Origin of the sequence: Methylobacterium sp. P1-11 (assembly GCF_008329595.1) — a bacterium.
Classification (GTDB): domain Bacteria; phylum Pseudomonadota; class Alphaproteobacteria; order Rhizobiales; family Beijerinckiaceae; genus Methylobacterium.
Map to the genome: position 1 here is coordinate 37,569 of NZ_NPKS01000001.1, position 15,365 is coordinate 52,933.

Annotated in this window: 18 protein-coding genes and 1 tRNA gene; 10 read left to right on the plus strand and 9 right to left on the minus strand. The window is 69.7% G+C overall.

Features of this window, described 5'->3' with window-relative positions:
- Position 1: 1 nt before the first annotated feature.
- Both CIW48_RS00190 and CIW48_RS00195 read right to left on the minus strand, forming a co-directional pair.
- Positions 2 to 247, minus strand: coding sequence for a hypothetical protein (locus CIW48_RS00190; RefSeq protein WP_149307976.1), 246 nt, complete (start codon positions 245 to 247; stop codon positions 2 to 4).
- Between the two features lie 172 nt (positions 248 to 419).
- Positions 420 to 629, minus strand: coding sequence for a hypothetical protein (locus tag CIW48_RS00195; protein ID WP_091783370.1), 210 nt, complete (start codon positions 627 to 629; stop codon positions 420 to 422).
- Between the two features lie 353 nt (positions 630 to 982).
- Here CIW48_RS00195 and CIW48_RS00200 point away from each other — a divergent pair, with 353 nt between their 5' ends.
- The 3 genes from CIW48_RS00200 (at position 983) to CIW48_RS00210 (ending at position 1,996) form a co-directional block, all read left to right on the plus strand.
- Positions 983 to 1,636, plus strand: coding sequence for a Maf-like protein (locus CIW48_RS00200; protein ID WP_091783373.1), 654 nt, complete (start codon positions 983 to 985; stop codon positions 1,634 to 1,636).
- On the plus strand, positions 1,633 to 1,815 hold the full coding sequence (gene yacG / locus CIW48_RS00205) for a DNA gyrase inhibitor YacG (RefSeq protein WP_149307978.1): 183 nt from the start codon (positions 1,633 to 1,635) through the stop codon (positions 1,813 to 1,815). Before CIW48_RS00200 ends, yacG begins: the two co-directional genes overlap by 4 nt.
- 105 nt (positions 1,816 to 1,920) lie before the next feature.
- Positions 1,921 to 1,996 (plus strand) — tRNA-Phe (locus CIW48_RS00210).
- 181 nt (positions 1,997 to 2,177) lie between these two features.
- On the opposite strand, the gene CIW48_RS00215 is transcribed toward CIW48_RS00210, so the two are convergent.
- Complete coding sequence (locus CIW48_RS00215) at positions 2,178 to 2,930, minus strand: Crp/Fnr family transcriptional regulator (RefSeq protein WP_149307980.1); 753 nt, start codon at positions 2,928 to 2,930, stop codon at positions 2,178 to 2,180.
- 270 nt (positions 2,931 to 3,200) lie between these two features.
- On the opposite strand from CIW48_RS00215, the gene CIW48_RS00220 reads away from it, so the two are divergent.
- Positions 3,201 to 4,190 carry a phosphoribosylaminoimidazolesuccinocarboxamide synthase gene (locus CIW48_RS00220; protein WP_149307983.1) on the plus strand — a complete coding sequence of 330 codons (990 nt, stop codon included), beginning with the start codon at positions 3,201 to 3,203 and terminating at the stop codon, positions 4,188 to 4,190.
- A gap of 42 nt (positions 4,191 to 4,232) precedes the next feature.
- On the opposite strand, the gene CIW48_RS00225 is transcribed toward CIW48_RS00220, so the two are convergent.
- The 3 genes from CIW48_RS00225 to CIW48_RS00235 all read right to left on the minus strand — a co-directional run bounded on the left by CIW48_RS00225 (position 4,233) and on the right by CIW48_RS00235 (position 7,202).
- Positions 4,233 to 4,514 (minus strand): DUF2312 domain-containing protein, encoded by a 282-nt coding sequence (locus CIW48_RS00225; protein ID WP_091783390.1) that lies wholly within the window; start codon positions 4,512 to 4,514, stop codon positions 4,233 to 4,235.
- A 55-nt stretch (positions 4,515 to 4,569) separates the two neighbouring features.
- Positions 4,570 to 5,751: an alpha/beta hydrolase gene (locus CIW48_RS00230; protein WP_149307984.1), complete on the minus strand. Its 1,182-nt coding sequence runs from the start codon at positions 5,749 to 5,751 to the stop codon at positions 4,570 to 4,572.
- An 86-nt stretch (positions 5,752 to 5,837) separates the two neighbouring features.
- Positions 5,838 to 7,202, minus strand: a complete 1,365-nt coding sequence (locus CIW48_RS00235) for an MFS family transporter (protein ID WP_149307986.1) — start codon at positions 7,200 to 7,202, stop codon at positions 5,838 to 5,840.
- A 237-nt stretch (positions 7,203 to 7,439) separates the two neighbouring features.
- On the opposite strand from CIW48_RS00235, the gene CIW48_RS00240 reads away from it, so the two are divergent.
- On the plus strand, positions 7,440 to 8,201 hold the full coding sequence (locus CIW48_RS00240; protein ID WP_149307988.1) for a DUF1236 domain-containing protein: 762 nt from the start codon (positions 7,440 to 7,442) through the stop codon (positions 8,199 to 8,201).
- A 51-nt stretch (positions 8,202 to 8,252) separates the two neighbouring features.
- Here CIW48_RS00240 and hrcA read toward each other — a convergent pair whose 3' ends face one another.
- Entirely contained in the window at positions 8,253 to 9,308 is a 1,056-nt protein-coding gene (gene hrcA / locus CIW48_RS00245) for a heat-inducible transcriptional repressor HrcA (protein WP_091783683.1), read from the minus strand.
- 167 nt (positions 9,309 to 9,475) lie between these two features.
- Here hrcA and rph point away from each other — a divergent pair, with 167 nt between their 5' ends.
- From rph to hemW, 3 genes are read left to right on the plus strand one after another with little or no spacing between them, the layout of a single operon-like run.
- Positions 9,476 to 10,189, plus strand: a complete 714-nt coding sequence (gene rph, locus CIW48_RS00250; RefSeq protein ID WP_149307990.1) for a ribonuclease PH — start codon at positions 9,476 to 9,478, stop codon at positions 10,187 to 10,189.
- Positions 10,186 to 10,815 (plus strand): RdgB/HAM1 family non-canonical purine NTP pyrophosphatase, encoded by a 630-nt coding sequence (rdgB, locus tag CIW48_RS00255; protein WP_149307992.1) that lies wholly within the window; start codon positions 10,186 to 10,188, stop codon positions 10,813 to 10,815. Before rph ends, rdgB begins: the two co-directional genes overlap by 4 nt.
- A gap of 38 nt (positions 10,816 to 10,853) precedes the next feature.
- The gene (gene hemW, locus CIW48_RS00260; protein ID WP_173009142.1) at positions 10,854 to 12,029 is read left to right on the plus strand and encodes a radical SAM family heme chaperone HemW; all 1,176 of its coding nucleotides are present in this window, start codon (positions 10,854 to 10,856) and stop codon (positions 12,027 to 12,029) included.
- Here hemW and CIW48_RS00265 read toward each other — a convergent pair whose 3' ends face one another.
- Positions 12,030 to 13,295, minus strand: a complete 1,266-nt coding sequence (locus CIW48_RS00265; RefSeq protein WP_149307996.1) for a penicillin-binding protein activator — start codon at positions 13,293 to 13,295, stop codon at positions 12,030 to 12,032.
- Positions 13,296 to 13,429: 134 nt separating this feature from the next.
- Here CIW48_RS00265 and rsmI point away from each other — a divergent pair, with 134 nt between their 5' ends.
- Together rsmI and CIW48_RS00275 are read left to right on the plus strand one after the other, a co-directional pair.
- Complete coding sequence (rsmI, locus tag CIW48_RS00270; RefSeq protein WP_149307998.1) at positions 13,430 to 14,401, plus strand: 16S rRNA (cytidine(1402)-2'-O)-methyltransferase; 972 nt, start codon at positions 13,430 to 13,432, stop codon at positions 14,399 to 14,401.
- Positions 14,398 to 14,787 carry a YraN family protein gene (locus CIW48_RS00275; protein ID WP_149308000.1) on the plus strand — a complete coding sequence of 130 codons (390 nt, stop codon included), beginning with the start codon at positions 14,398 to 14,400 and terminating at the stop codon, positions 14,785 to 14,787. Before rsmI ends, CIW48_RS00275 begins: the two co-directional genes overlap by 4 nt.
- Before the next feature lie 57 nt (positions 14,788 to 14,844).
- Here CIW48_RS00275 and CIW48_RS00280 read toward each other — a convergent pair whose 3' ends face one another.
- On the minus strand, positions 14,845 to 15,234 hold the full coding sequence (locus tag CIW48_RS00280) for a response regulator (RefSeq protein WP_091783420.1): 390 nt from the start codon (positions 15,232 to 15,234) through the stop codon (positions 14,845 to 14,847).
- Positions 15,235 to 15,365 lie beyond the last annotated feature (131 nt).

Sequence of the window (15,365 nt, forward strand, 5' to 3'; positions counted from 1 at the left end):
GTCATGAGGCGCGGCGGATGACCGGGTGAGGGTCTGCCTCGGTCCGCCGATGTTCGCAGGCGATCTTCAGGTACCGGTCGCTGCCGCCCGGCAGCCCGGCCTGTGCGGCCATCGTCTGCGCGTGCATGAGGCACTCCATCGGCGTGTGCGCCGGAGCGATGATGACGTCGAGAGCGGTATCGCGGGAGCAGTCCTGGGCCAGCAGCGTGCCGGCACAGACCAGAGCGACGGAGAGCAGTTCCGACATGACGGACCTCGGCTTCGAGTGATCGAAAGGTCCGCGGGGTGCTCTGGCGCGCGAGCCGCCGCGTTGTCGTTGCCTGGGTGCTTCCTCGTGGTAGCGAAGACTTCTTGCCGCGGTGTTCAAGCACGTCACATGCCAGTTGCACGAGCCTCCGGCATGCGTGATCGGGGCCGGCTCAATCGCGGGCGGGCAACCACTGCGTTTCCGGTTCGTCGGCGGGGAGTAGGGCCGCGACGGCGTCGAGATCGACGACGTAGCGTTCGGTGAGCCGCTGCCAGATCTCGACCGGCGAGGTGACTTCGGGCCTGAGGCCCTCCAGGGCGCGAGCGAGCAGGGCCGTGTGGACGAGGGTCGGACGCTGCTTGAGCGGATCAGCGTTCAGCATCGATGTCGATTCCGTTCGGGCGAAGACATACTCGAGCGATCGTGGTTAACGGGACGTTACAGCCGCCGGCGACGACTTGCGCTGATCTTGGGCGTGTGCCTGCGCCAGTTTCTGATCGGCCTGCGGTGATGAACTCACAATGCCGGTCCGGCCTAGTCTTCCCGGCATGTATGGCGTCCGGCGCGGAAGCCTTGGCGCTGCGGAGCCTGGATCCGCGCGGCCGACCGGATCCGCTTGAGTTCACAAGCCCGACCCCTTCCCTTATCAGACAGGCGCATCGAGCCTGTCCCGGCCGACGGAGTGCCCCCGCGCAGGGCGCACACGGCTCCGGTCGATTGTGCGAACGGAACATCATGGACGCCAAACCTGAAGCGATCGGCGCGATGCAGGGGCCGACCGCGCGACTTGTGCTCGCCTCCGCGTCGCCACGCCGTCTCGCGCTGCTGCAGCAGATCGGCATCGAGCCGGCGGCTCTCCTGCCGGCCGAGATCGACGAGACGCCGCGCAAGGCCGAGACGCCACGCGAATTGGCGCGCCGCCTCGCCCGGACCAAGCTCGCGACGGCCGAAGCGGCGCTCCACTTGGAGGACACCGCCACGCCGACCTGGCTCCTGTCGGCCGATACGGTTGTCGCGGTCGGACGGCGGGTTCTTCCGAAGGCCGAAATCCCCGACGAGGCCGCGGATTGCCTGCGCCTGCTCTCCGGGCGCCAGCACCGGGTCTACACCGCGGTCTGCCTGGCCTCGCCGCGCGGGCGACGGGAGCGGATCGTCGAGACCCGTGTCCGGTTCAAGCGGCTCTCCGGCCGGGACATCCAGGGCTACGTGGCTTCTGGGGAATGGCGCGGCAAAGCCGGCGGCTACGCGATCCAGGGATTGGCGGGAGCCTTCGTGGTGAAGCTTGTCGGCTCGTACAGCGCCGTCGTCGGCTTGCCCCTCTACGAGACCTTGAGCCTCCTCGACGGCGAAGGATATCCGGTGCGCGCCGGCTGGGGCGCCTTGGCATGAGCCGGGAGCGACAGCCGCCCTGTCCGATCTGTCGGCGTGCGTCCACGCCGGAATTCCGGCCGTTCTGCTCCCAGCGCTGCGCCGACGTCGATCTCGGGCGATGGCTCAACGAGCGCTACGCGATCCCCGAGGAGATCGACACCGACGAGGTGCCGCCTGAGCCCGATCCGGAAGGATGAATTTTTCCGGCGTTTCCGGCACGCCGACGTCGCGGCAAGGCTGGACAGGCCGCGAAGCACTCACTATACCCCGCCTCGTCCGAGGCCGACACCGGCGCGGACGACGCCCAGGTAGCTCAGTTGGTAGAGCATGCGACTGAAAATCGCAGTGTCGGTGGTTCGATTCCGCCCCTGGGCACCATCAGTTCGCTGAGCGCCCGATCCTGAAGTCGATCACAAGCGCGGCGTCTGTTTGTCCATCTCTCTCAAATCTCTCCGTTACGCTGCGAACCCGGGCCCGGCGCGGGTTCTGCCGACGCGAGGAGCGAGGTAAAGCTGCACCGCGCTGGTGACTGGAAGGGCCTTGACCGTCCTGACACGGCTCATTGAGCCGCCGGATCACGCAGATGCAGGTAGGTTGCATCGAACTCCGCCGCCGCCTGCAGCCCGGCCCAGTCATGGACGGTGAGGCGGCGGCCACGCAGTGAAATCAGCCCGGCGGATTTGAGATCCCTGATCGTGCGGTTGACATGAACCGACGTGATCCCCAGCGCGTCCGCGAGTTCGGGCTGCGTCATGGGCAGGTCGCAGACCCGGTCCGGTGCCAGCCCGACCGCGCCGAGGCGGGTTACCAATTCGCAGAACAGGTGGGCCATCCGCGCGTAGGCTTCGCGACGACCCGTATTGAGCATCCACTCGCGCACCATGGCGGCGTCGATGAGCGTCGCGCGCCAGAAGACCTCGTTGAGCCGAGGATGCGCGCGCAGCAGCGCCCGGACCGTCTCGTGCTGGACGAAGCCGAGGCGGCAGGAACTGACCGTGGCGATGCTGATATCGAGCACGTCCAGGTACAGGCTCTGAAAATCAGGCATGTCACCGGGGACATGATAGCTCATCACCTGCCGCTTGCCGGCACGCGTCGACTTGTAGGTACAGGCGATCCCGCTGAGCAGCGTGAAACTTCGGGACGGTCGGTCGCCCTCCCGGACGATGTCCTGGTTGGCCTCGATCTGTGCGACTTGCATGGGGAGCGCCACGAGCGCGGCCTGCTCCTCATCGGTGAGTTTGAAGAGGGCAACGGTCTCGATCCGGCGCAGGAACGGGTGTTTGCTCGATTGATGCGGTGTCTCGAACATTGCGCCTCGGCCATCCAGCGGGGCCGTTCTGCCTCGTGCGGCCGGCAATCCACCCTCTGTCATCCCGCGCAACAATAGGGTCCGGGATCGAACCCGACCAGAGCATTGCGTGGCAGATCGCAGCTCCCGAGCGCCGCCCCTTGTTCGCCGAAGCGTGTGCAGCCGCGCCGACCCCTGGGGCACCCGCGCAGGCCGGGGCTGGAAATCTCTAGCCTATCCGCGCACAGAGGTCCGGCGGCGCGGTCGCCGCACAGCCTGACGGAAAGTTCGATGAACACGGCAGATCTCGCCCCACACGCGCATCAGGTCCTGCGCGACGCGACCCTGCCCGAGCTGCCGAATCATTACCGGGGCAAGGTCCGGGACAATTACGACCTGCCCGACGGCCGCCGCATCCTCATCACATCAGATCGGATCAGCGCCTTCGACCGGCCGCTCGCGGCGATCCCGTTCAAGGGCCAGGTCCTAACCCAGACCGCGCGCTACTGGTTCGAGCAGACTGCCGACCTTTGCCCGAACCACGTCATCGCCTATCCCGACCCCAACGTGGTGGTCGGCCGGCGCCTGGAGATCCTGCCGGTGGAGGTGGTGGTGCGCGGCTACCTCGCCGGCACGACCTCGACCTCGATCCTGACGCGCTACCGGGCGGGCGAGCGGGACATGTACGGCCATCATTTCCCAGATGGGATGCGGCCGAACGAGCGCCTGCCGGAGGCGATCATCACGCCGACCACCAAGGCGTTCGACGGCGGCCACGACGAGCCGCTGACCGAGATGGAGATTCTGGAACGCGGGCTACTCACGGCCGAGCAGTGGCGCACCGTGTCGGAGGCTGCCCTGACCCTGTTCGCCCGCGGCGTGGCGCTGGCCGCCGAACGCGGCCTCATCCTCGCCGACACGAAATACGAGTTCGGCCTTGATCCCGAGGGCCGGATCGTCCTCGCGGACGAGATCCACACGCCGGACAGCAGCCGATACTGGTTCGCCCAGAGCTATCCCGAGCGCTTCGCCGCAGGATCGGCGCCGGAGAGCTTCGACAAGGACTTCGTGCGCAACTGGGTCGTGGCCCGCTGCGATCCCTACAAGGATCCGATCCCGGAGATCCCTGCCGAGGTCGTGCTGGAGACCGCCGCAGTCTACATCCGCGCCTACGAGACGATCACGGGCGCGCGCTTCGTCCTGCCGGACCCGGCCGAGGTGCCCCTGGACCGGATCCGGAGCAACATCGCCGCGTATCTCGCCGCCGGGACCCGGGTCTGAGGGGAGGGGCGGCGCGGGCGGCGCCGCACCCCGTCGAAGACGTCAGGCCGCCGCCGCGATCGGGGCCGGCGAGGGCGCGTCCATGGCGCGCAGGTAGACATCGAGCAGCGTCTCCTGCTCGTCGCGCTCGTCCTTGTCCTGCTTGCGGATCTTCAGGATCTCCTTGAGCACCTTCACGTCGAGGCCCTCGCCCTTGGCCTCGGCGAAGATCTCCTTCTTGGCCTCCATCAGATCCTTGATCTCCTCCTCCAGCCGTTCCACGCGCTCGATGATCGAGCGGATGCGGTCGCCCGCGACGCCCACGGTGTCGGTCATGTCGGTCATGCGTTCCCTCATCGGATGACGGGCCCACCCTCGCCGGGACAGGGTAAGCAGCCGGTTAAGGACGCGCAGGCGCCGGGATCCGGCCTTCGATCCAGCCGACGATCGCATCCGCCACCGCGTCGCTGTTTTCTTCCAGCATCATCATGTGGCCGTTGCCGTGGATGCCGTGCTCGGCGAGGGCCAGCCGGTCCGGCTTGGCGCCCGCCTGGGTGAGGAAAGCGGCCGTGCAATCGTCCATGGTGGCGCGAAACGAGGCCTCGGCCGTCACGATCACGGCCGGCACCCGGGCCAGATTCGGCAGGGTGCGGACCGGCTCGCCCTGGAGCCAGCAGCGGATCTTGTCGGGCGCCGTGGCTGCGTCGGCCTGCACCACGGTCAGGTCGGCGGGGCTGCTCACCGGCGGCTCGAAATGCAGCGGCACCCGGGTGATTCCGTAGGGCCGCGCCCGCGCCTCGCCGACGCGTTCGTACCAGTCGGTCCCGCCCGTGAAGCGGATGTCGTAGAAGGTCGGCCCGTTGGGCTCGACGGCGACATGCGCCTTGACGAGGTCGGGGCGCTGATCGGAGACCGCCCAGCCGAAGACGCCCGCCTGGGAATGCGTCAGCAGGATCGCGGGGCCGATCTTCTCCAGAAGGGCGATCAGCGCCGGATCGACCAGCTCCTCGCTTTTCAGAGCGCTGGCGATGTACGGCACCTGGGAGAGATAGAATTGGTCGAACGCGGCGTTGCCGCGAATCCCCGGGCCGCCCGGCCACCGGCTGTGCAGCGTCGCCTGCGGATAGAGCACGCGGCGCTCCTGGCCGGTGAACACCGTCTCCAGATCCTCGGCCGGGAGACGGGCGTAGGGGCCGTAGGTCTCGGGATCGCCGCCGGAGCGGCCGCGCCCCACCTGATCGACCACGTAGACCGCGAAGCCCTTGGCGGCGAAGCGGTCCGCCCAGCCCGCCCTTCCGTCGGGCGTGCCGAGGAAGTTGGCTCCGGTCTGGGCGGTGCCATGCACGAGGACGATCGGATAGGGCTGCGTCACCCGCGCGGGGGCGCGGTATTCCACGAACATCTGCCCGTGGGCCGTGGTCTTGCCGCCTGCTGTCGCGTAGCGGCCGCCGACGAAGAAGTAGCCTGACGGGAGCGTCGGCTTGAACGGCGTTTGGGCGGATGCCCCCTCTTCGGCTCGCGGCGCCGAGACGGCTGCAAGGCAAAGCAGGGCCAACGCCCCGGCGGCGGCTTTCCTGAGCATGGTATCCTCCCGCGGACGTCTGGCGCGCCCGGCGGGAGACATATCAGCGTGAAAACGGGGGCCGGTCCAGCCGGACGGCCTACCGATCAGGCATGGGCGAGGCGCGGCTTCTTGCCGAGAGCCTCCTCGACGGTACCGGCGCCGTCGAGATAGCCGTGGACCTTGGGGTTCGGCATGATCAGCGAGGCCACGAAGGCGATCGCCATCAGGACGGTCACGTACCAGAAGAACGTGCTCTCCATGCCGTTGTCCTTGAACCACAGCGCCACGAACTCGGCGGTGCCACCGAAGGTGGCGTTGGCGACCGCGTAGGAGAGGCCGACCCCGAGGGCGCGAATGTTGGTGGGGAACAGCTCCGCCTTCACGATGCCGCTGATGCCCGTGTAGAACGACACCACCGCGAGCCCGAGGGTGATCAGCGCGAAGGCGAGATAGGGGTCCTTGTTGGTGCCGAGCGCCGTCATCAGCGGCACCACCATCAGCGTGCCGAGGCCGCTGTAGAGCAGCATGTTGGCCTTGCGGCCGATCTTGTCGGACAACGCCCCGAAGATCGGCTGGATGATCATGTAGACGAACAGCACCACCGTCATCGTCTGCGACGCCGAGATCTTCGGCATGCCGGCGGTATTGACGAGGTACTTCTGCATGTAGGTCGTGAAGGTGTAGAAGCTCAGGGAGCCGCCGGCCGTGTAGGCCACCACCACCAGGAAGGCGCGCCAGTGCTTGGCCAGCTCGGAAAAGGTGCCGGCGGTTTCCTTGTCGCTGTTGTCCTTGGTCTCGGCCAGCGAGCGCCGAAGATAGAGCGCGACGACCGCCAGCGCGGCACCGATGAAGAACGGGATGCGCCAGCCCCAGGCCGTGAGTTCCGGGCCGGTCATGACGGTCTGGAGCAGGACCAGGACCAGCGAGGCGAGGAGCTGGCCGCCGATCAGCGTCACGTACTGGAACGACGCGAAGAAGCCGCGCTTCCCCTTGATCGCCACCTCGCTCATGTAGGTCGCCGAGGTGCCGTACTCGCCGCCGACGGACAGGCCCTGGAGCATGCGCGCCAGGAGCAGCAGCACGGGGGCGAGCGTGCCGACATGCTCGTAGGTCGGCAGGATGCCGATCAGCAGTGAGCCGAAGCACATCATCAGCACCGAGATGACCATCGAGGTGCGGCGGCCGACCCGGTCGGCGATGCGCCCGAACAGCCAGCCGCCGATCGGCCGCATGAAGAAGCCCACCGCGAAGATACCGGCGGTCTGGAGAAGCTGGCTGGTGGAATCGCCCTTCGGGAAGAAGGCCGGCGCGAAGTACAGGGCGAAGAACGCGTAGCAGTAGAAGTCGTACCACTCGACGAGGTTGCCGGAGGACGAGCCGACGATCGCCCAGATGCGGCGCTTCCGGTCCGCGGCGTCATCGAGGGCGCTCGGTGCGATACCGATCGTATCGTCTCGCGAGGCGGACATGGTGTCTCCGTCGATCAATCTTGATGCCGGCCGCGGCCGGTCTCTTCTTCGTGCGGCGCGACGTTACAGGCGACGCGCCTGATCGCAAGGCCGTGATCGGACTTAGCCGAGGACAGCGCGGGACCGTGTCACTGCGGTGCGTCCACGACGCCGCGGGACGGAACGGTTCGCCCCGAGGCCCCGTTGCGGGCCGGCATGGGCGTCGCTGGCGCTCCGGCAAGTCCAGGAGGAGAGGCCATGAAGCGCATTCTGAGAGACACCGTTGCGGCAGCTATCGTCGTGGCCGGAGCGGCGACGGCCTTCGCGCAGGGCGGCCCGGGCGCCGGCGGTGCCGGGGCGGGTGGTGGTTCCGGCGGTCCCGGCGGAGCGGCTGCCGGTGCAGGTGCGGGGCCGGCCGGTGGCGGCGCAGGCCCGGGCGGCGGCATGCGGGGCGGTGCCGGCGGCGCCGAGGGCGGCGCCATGCGTGGTGCCGGGGGGGCCGAGGGCGGTCCGCGCGGCGCTGAGCCGGGTGGTCCGGCCGGTCGCGGTGCCGAAGGTCCGGGGCGCCCTGGTGGCGCAGCCGAGCGCAACGGTCCGTCGGACCGGGCCGGTACGGCTGCAAATCCCGGGGCCCGCGAACAAGGCGCCGGTGGCGAGCGCGGCAACCGCGACGCCGCCGGTTCCGATCGGGGCGGCCGCGGGCCGGCCGGTGAGCGGGGCGGCCGCGCAGGCGCCCGTGAGGGTGGCGCCGTCCGCGGTGCCGTCGGCCGGCTCGATACCCGGCAGCGGACCGAGTTCCGCAGCTCGATCACCCGTCTGGGCGTCTCGCCCATCCGGGACGTCGCCTTCGGCCTCGCAGTCGGCACCGCAATCCCGCGTTCGGTGACGCTGCATCGTCTTCCGCCGGCGATCGTCACCCTCGTCCCGGAATACGAGGGCTACGAGTTCATCCTCGTGCGCGACGACATCGTGATCATCGATCCCGACACCTACGAGATTGTCGACGTCATTCCGGCCTGATCGGCCGGCGGCCAACCACGAGCACCGGGCGGATCATCCGCCCGGCGTTCCCTATCTCCCGCCATCGAGCAGCTTCGACACCACGCGGGCCGTGTAGTCGACCATCGGCACGATGCGCGCGTAGTTGAGCCGTGTCGGGCCGATCACCCCGACGACCCCCACGATCTTCTGCGATCCGTCGCGGAACGGCGCCGCGATCAGTGACGAACCCGACAGCGAGAACAGCTTGTTCTCCGAGCCGATGAAGATCCGCACGCCCTCGCCGCCCTCCGCGCGGGCCAGGAGGTCGATGACATCCTTCTGGGTCTCCAGGTCGTTGAACAGCAGGCGGATGCGTTCGAGATCCTCCACGGCGCGCAGGTCGTCGAGCAGGTTGGCCTGACCCCGCACGATCAGCTGGCGCGCCTCGGTCGGTCCCACCGGCGTGGCGAGACCGGCATCCACCAGGCGCTCGGTGATCGCATCGAGTTCGCGCTTCATCGCCTTGCGGCCGGCCTCGATCTCGGCCCGCAAGGAGCCCAGGGTTCGGCCCTGCAGCCGCGCGTTCAGGAAGTTCGTGGCCTCCTGAAGGGCTCCCGCCGGCAGACCGGGCGGCAGGTCCACGAGACGATTCTCGACCGAGCCATCGTCCGAGACGAGGATGACGAGGGCGCGGGCGGGATCGAGACGCACAAACTCGATGTGCTTCAGGTTCACGTTCGCCTTGGTGGTCAGGACGACGCCGGCCCCGCGCGAGACCCCCGACAGCATGGTCGAGGCCTCGGCCAGAGCCGAGTCGAACGTATGGCCCGAGGCTGCCGCGCGCATCTGGGCCTCGATGCGGGCCTGCTCGTCCTGGCTGACGTCGCCGAGCTCGAGCATTGCGTCGACGAAGAAGCGCAATCCGAGTTCGGTCGGCAGGCGCCCGGCCGAGGTGTGCGGCGCGAAGATCAGGCCGGAATGCTCCAGATCTGCCATCACGTTCCGGATCGAGGCCGGCGACAGCGCCATCGGGAGGATCCGGGCGAGATTCCGGGATCCCATGGGCTCGCCGGTCGTGAGATAGCTCTCGACGATCTGCCGAAAGATCTCCCGGGCACGCTCGTTGAGGGCGGCAAGGGCCTGCATGGACTGGCCGTGGGAGAGGTTGGGACTGGGGTGTGTCACGTAATCATCCTGTGGTCCGATCATGTCGAACCGTCCCGCCCGGATCAATCCGTCAGGCGCTGCTTGCCCGCGCTGGCGCGTCGGCCTAAGAGCCCGGCCCTCGACACTTTCGACAGAAGGGGCCCGCAATGCGGCCTTCCAAGCGTGCCGCCGACGAATTGCGGCCCGTGACCCTGGAGCGCGCGGTCTCGCGCTACGCCGAGGGCTCGTGCCTCGTCGGTTTCGGCAACACCCGGGTGCTCTGCACCGCGTCGCTGGAAGAGCGTGCTCCCCCGTGGCTGCGCGGTTCCGGCAAGGGCTGGGTCACGGCGGAGTATGCCATGCTTCCGCGTGCGACGCACGAACGCACCCGCCGCGAGGTCGGTTCCGGGAAGCCGTCGGGTCGGACACAGGAGATCCAGCGGCTGATCGGCCGGTCGCTGCGCGCCGTCACCAACCTGCCGGCCATGGGCGAACGCCAGATCACGATCGACTGCGACGTCATCCAGGCCGATGGGGGCACCCGGACGGCCGCGATCACCGGCGCCTGGGTGGCCCTCCACGATTGCTTCGCCTGGATGCGGACGCGCTCGATCATCTCGGTCGATCCGCTCCGCGACCACGTCGCCGCCGTGTCCTGCGGCCTCTACAAGGGCCTGCCGGTCCTCGACCTCGACTACGCGGAGGATTCGGCGGCGGAGACCGACGCCAACTTCGTGCTCACCGGTCGTGGCGGGATCGTTGAGGTGCAGGGCACCGCCGAGATGGAGCCGTTCACCCAGGAGCAGCTCCTGGAACTCCTGGGCCTAGCCCGCGCCGGCACCGAGCGCTTGGTCGCCCTCCAGAAGGAAGCCATCGCGTGAGCCGACGCCTCACCGGGAAGGTGGTGATCGCCACCCACAATGCCGGCAAGCTCGCCGAGATGCGCGAACTTCTGGCGCCGTTCGGGATCGAGGCGGTGTCGGCGGGCGAACTCGGCCTGCCGGAGCCCGAGGAGACCGGCACGATGTTCGCCGAGAATGCCGCCATCAAGGCCCAGGCAGCGGCCGACGCTACCGGGCTTCCGGCCTTCGCGGACGATTCGGGCCTCTGCGTGGACGGTCTCGACGGGGCGCCAGGCATCTTCTCGGCCCGCTGGGCCGGTCCGACCAAGGATTTCGCCGGCGCGATGGCCCGGATCTTCGTCGAACTCGACAGGCGCAGCGCGACTGAACGGCGGGCGCATTTCGTGTCGGCCCTGGTTCTGGCCTGGCCGGACGGCCATACCGAGCTGTTCGAGGGGCGGGTGTTCGGCGACCTTGTCGCGCCGCGGGGCTCGGCGGGCTTCGGTTACGATCCGATCTTCCGGCCGGACGGCCACGACCGGACCTTCGGCGAGATGAGCGCCGAGGAGAAACACGGGGTCGACTGGCAGCGGGGGCGGGGCCTGTCGCACCGGGCTCGGGCCTTCGTCGAGTTGAGCCGGGCCTGCCTCGCGCCCGGCTCCTGATTGCCAAACGGCGCGCGGACGCTCACATCCCGGCCATCATGGCATCGACCGGCCCGGACCATCCGACCCGCGACGCGGGCTTCGGGATCTACCTGCACTGGCCCTTCTGCGCCGCGAAGTGCCCGTATTGCGACTTCAACAGCCACGTCCGCCACGCGGGCGTGGACGAGCCGCGCTTCCTCGCGGCCTTCCGGGCGGAGATCGCCCACAATGCCGCCCGCACGCCCGGCCGGACCGTCACTAGCATCTTCCTCGGCGGCGGCACGCCGTCGCTGATGCAGCCCGCGACCGTCGCCGGCCTGCTCGACGCGGTGGCCGCCCATTGGACGGTGTCGCCGGACGCGGAGGTGACCCTCGAGGCCAACCCGTCGAGCGTCGAGGCCGGCCGCTTCCACGGCTACCGCGCGGCCGGGGTCAACCGGGTCTCCCTCGGCATCCAAGCGCTCGACGACGCCTCGCTGCGAACCCTCGGACGCCTGCACGATGCCGCGCAGGCGCTGGAGGCGATCGAGCTGGCGCAATCGGCCTTCGCGCGGACCTCCTTCGACCTGATCTACGCGCGGCCCGGGCAGACCCCGGCGCTGTGGCGGGCGGAGCTCAGCGCGGCGCTGGCGCGGGCCGCCGAGCATCTCTCGCTCTACCAGCTCACCATCGAGCCCGGGACGCCGTTCCACGGGCTCGCCGCCGCCGGCAAGCTGGTGACGCCGGACGACGAGGTCGGCCGCGCCCTCTACGACGTCACCCAGGATCTCTGCGCGAAGGCCGGGCTGCCGGCCTACGAGATCTCAAACCATGCCCGTCCGGGCGCGGAGTCGCGGCACAACCTGCTCTACTGGCGCTACGGCGAATATGCCGGCATCGGCCCGGGGGCCCACGGCCGGCTGGTGACGCCCTCGGCGCGCATCGGGACGGTCACCGAGCGGTCGCCCGAGGCGTGGCTCGCCCGCGTCGAGCGCGCGGGACACGGCGTCGTCGAGACCGAAACGCTGACGGCCGCCGATCAGGCCGACGAATTCCTGGTCATGGGCCTCCGGCTCCGCGAGGGGATCGATCCGGAGCGCTACGCTGCTCTCAAGGGGCGCCCGCTGAACGGCAACCGCATCGGCATGCTGATCGGCGACGGCCTGCTGGAGCGGCTGCCCGGCGGCCGCATTGCCACCACTGCGCGCGGGGCCCCCGTCCTCAACGCGCTGGTCGCCGAACTCGCGGCCTGATCAGATCCCTGGCTTTGCGAGGACCCGCGGCGCCGGGCTGACCGGCGTCGCCGCGTTGTTGCGGATCTCGTAGACGGCCAGGGACCGCTCGCTCTGCCCGTCCGGTCGGAAGCGGAAGGTGCCGTCGATGCCGGCGAAGCCCGAGCCGTTCGTCAGGGTGGCCTCCGCGAAGCGCTGCGAGCCGTAGCGCCGGGACAGGGCTGCGGCGAGCATCACCGCATCGTAGGCCAGGGAAGCCACGCGCGGCGGCACGCCGCCGAACCGGGCCTGATAGCGGCCGCTGAAATTCGAGAAGCCCGCGCGGTCGGGCGAGGCGAAGCGGCCGCCTTGCAGCGCGGACAGGGCGAACAGCGACGGCTCGTTCCAGAGGGCGGTGCCGATCGGGCGCACCCGGGCCGGTGAGAACCCCGCCTTGGTCAGCGCGGCCGCAACGGCCGGCAGGGACTCGGCGGTCTCCGGGATGAACAGCGCGTCGGCGGTGGCGCCGGGGCCGGCAATGACACGCGACAGCCGCTCCACCGCGGGCCCGGGCGCACCGGCCGGATAGCGTTCCACGGCGGCGATCCGCGCACCCTTGCGCGCAACGGCCTCGCGGAACTCCGCCTCAACGGCGTTGCCGTAGGCCGTCTCGGGTATCAGTGCCGCGAAGGACCGCTTTCCGCCGGACACGGAATCCTCGACGACGCGGTCGACCTCCGGCTGCGGCAGGAAGCTCAAAAGGTAGACCCCACGGTTCGCCACGGTCACATCCGTCGAGAAACCGATCACCGGCTTGCCGGCAGTCCGCGCCACGACCGCCGCGGCCTGGACGCTGCCGGCGAAGAGCGGGCCGAGCACGATCTCGGCACCCTGGCGCAGCGCCTCCTGGGTCGCCTCCCGGGCCCCGTCCGGGTTGCCCCGATCGTCCTCGACCAAGATTGTCAGATCCGGCTGCTGCGCCTCGTCGTAGGCGAGCTGCGCCGCGTTGCGCAGGGCCGCGCCCACCGTCGAGCCCTGGCCGGTCAGCGGCAGCACGAGGGCGACCTTCACCGAACCGGAGCCGATGCGCGCGGTGCTGCCCGCGGCCGGCATCGACGGCGCCGCGGGCGCGGGGCCCGGAGCCTCCGGCACGGCCGCCGGCGGCGTCAGCTCGGCCTGCGGCGCCGTCACGCGCCGGGCGAGGTCGGTGCCCAGACAGCCGCCCAGCGGCAGCAGGATGGCGCAGAGCGCGGCAGTCGAGGCGGTGACGCGCACGAGACGGTCCCGCGCGCTTGTCGGGCGCGCCATGGCGCGGACTCCTTCGGGCAGGCCCTCCAGCCTGACGGCCGGATTTCGAAAAGTAAACGTGAGGGCACCGACTTGCCCCCGGTCGGGCGGCCTCACCGCGACGAGAGCCGGCGGGTGTGGCAAGATCGCCGGACATGACCCGACGATTCGATGACCCGGGGCCCGCCGCCTCGACCCGCGCGCCGTCCCAGAAGCTCGCCCCCGATCGACCGCGCAGCATGACGTTCACGGCTTTCGGGCTGGCGAGCGAAGCCGAAGCGCTGTCGCCGGGCCTGCACATCGTGGCGACCCCGATCGGGAATCTGCGCGACATCACCATCCGGGCCTTGGCCACTCTGGCGGCCGCGGATGCGGTTCTGGCCGAGGACACCCGCGTCACCCGCAACCTTCTGGCGCATTACGGGATCACGACACCGCTGCTGGCCTATCACGAGCATTCCAATGAGGCCGTGCGCGAACGGATGGTCACGCGGCTGCGCGCCGGCGAAGCCCTAGCCCTCGTCTCGGATGCGGGCACGCCGCTGGTCTCGGATCCTGGCTACAAGCTGGTCCAGGCCGCCATCGAAGCCGGGATCGCGATCACGCCGGTGCCGGGGCCGTCGGCGGTGATGACGGCCCTGGTCGCCGCGGGTCTTCCGACCGACCGCTTCTTCTTCGAAGGCTTCCTGCCGCAGAAAGCCGGAGCCCGGCGCAACCGCCTGGAAGCGCTGATTCAGGTCCCGGGCACGCTGGTCCTGTTCGAGTCGCCGCATCGCCTGCCCGACATGCTGGCTGACGCCGCCGCGGTGCTCGGTCCGGAACGCCCGGCTGCCGTGACCCGCGAGCTGACCAAACTCTACGAAACCATCCGGCGGGATACCTTGGGCAGCCTGAGCGAGCGCTTCGCCCAGGAGGGACCGCCGAAGGGTGAGATCGTGGTGATCATCGGTGCGGCGACGGCGCCGGAGCGGAATGCGGATTCGGATGCCGCACTCGATGCGCTCATCCTGGGGGCGCTCGAGCGGCACTCGATCAAGGACGCCGCCAGCCTCGTCGCCGACGAGACCGGGCAGCCCCGGCGCCAGGTCTACGCGCGGGCGCTGGCGCTCGCGCGTGAACAGGGATGAACGGCGCTCTGCCAGACCGCACCGCGCGGCGCCGTGCGGCCTATCGGCGGGGCCACCACGCCGAGTGGCTGGCTCTGGCCGCGCTGATGCTCAAGGGCTACTGGCCGATCGGCCGACGTGTGAGCATAGCCGGCGGCGAGATCGATCTCGTCGTCCAGCGCTGGAACACCATCGTGTTCGTGGAGGTGAAGGCCCGGGCGAAGCGCGACGACGCGCGGGACGCCATCGATGCCGCCAAGCGGCGGCGGTTCTCCCGGGCGGTCCGCGCGTGGATCGGGCGCAACGGGTGGTGCTCCGGGGCGACGTTCCGCGCCGACGCCGTGTTCGTCGGGGCCCGGGAATGGCCGGCGCATGTCGAGCAGATCTTCACGATCGAAGGGCTTTGACCGGCGGCCCCGGCGCGGGGTTGCCCGCTTCACCCGACCCGAGCGGCCATGCGCGCCTCAGGCGCGGGCTGCCCGGATCGCACCGATCAGCGTGCGCTTGAGATCGGCCTGGCTGAACGGCTTCTGGACCACGGGTCTGTCCCGGAACGGTTCGCGAATGCCCGCCCCGCCATAGCCGGTCGAGAACACGAGCGGCAGATCGCGCTTGGCGATGGCTTCGGCTACCGGGTAGATCGGTTCGCCCGCCACGTTCACGTCAAGAATGGCGACCTCGAAGGTCTCCTGCGAGGCCATCTCGAGCGCCGAGGAGAGCCGCGCGGCCGGCCCGACCACGGCGCAGCCGAAATCGAGGAGCATGTCCTCGAGCAGCATCGAGATCGCAGCCTCGTCCTCGACGACGAGAACGCGGACGCCGTTGAGAACGTCATCGTTGGGATCAGCAATCACGCCGGGCCGTCTTCCCTTCGAATGCCCCGTCGCCAGGGCATTTGCCGTGCGGTTGGTCAGGCTTGCGCACCGCAAGAGCAGCGTCCGGGTGCATGAACGCGGCTCGAAGGTCGGCCCGCGAGACAACCTGA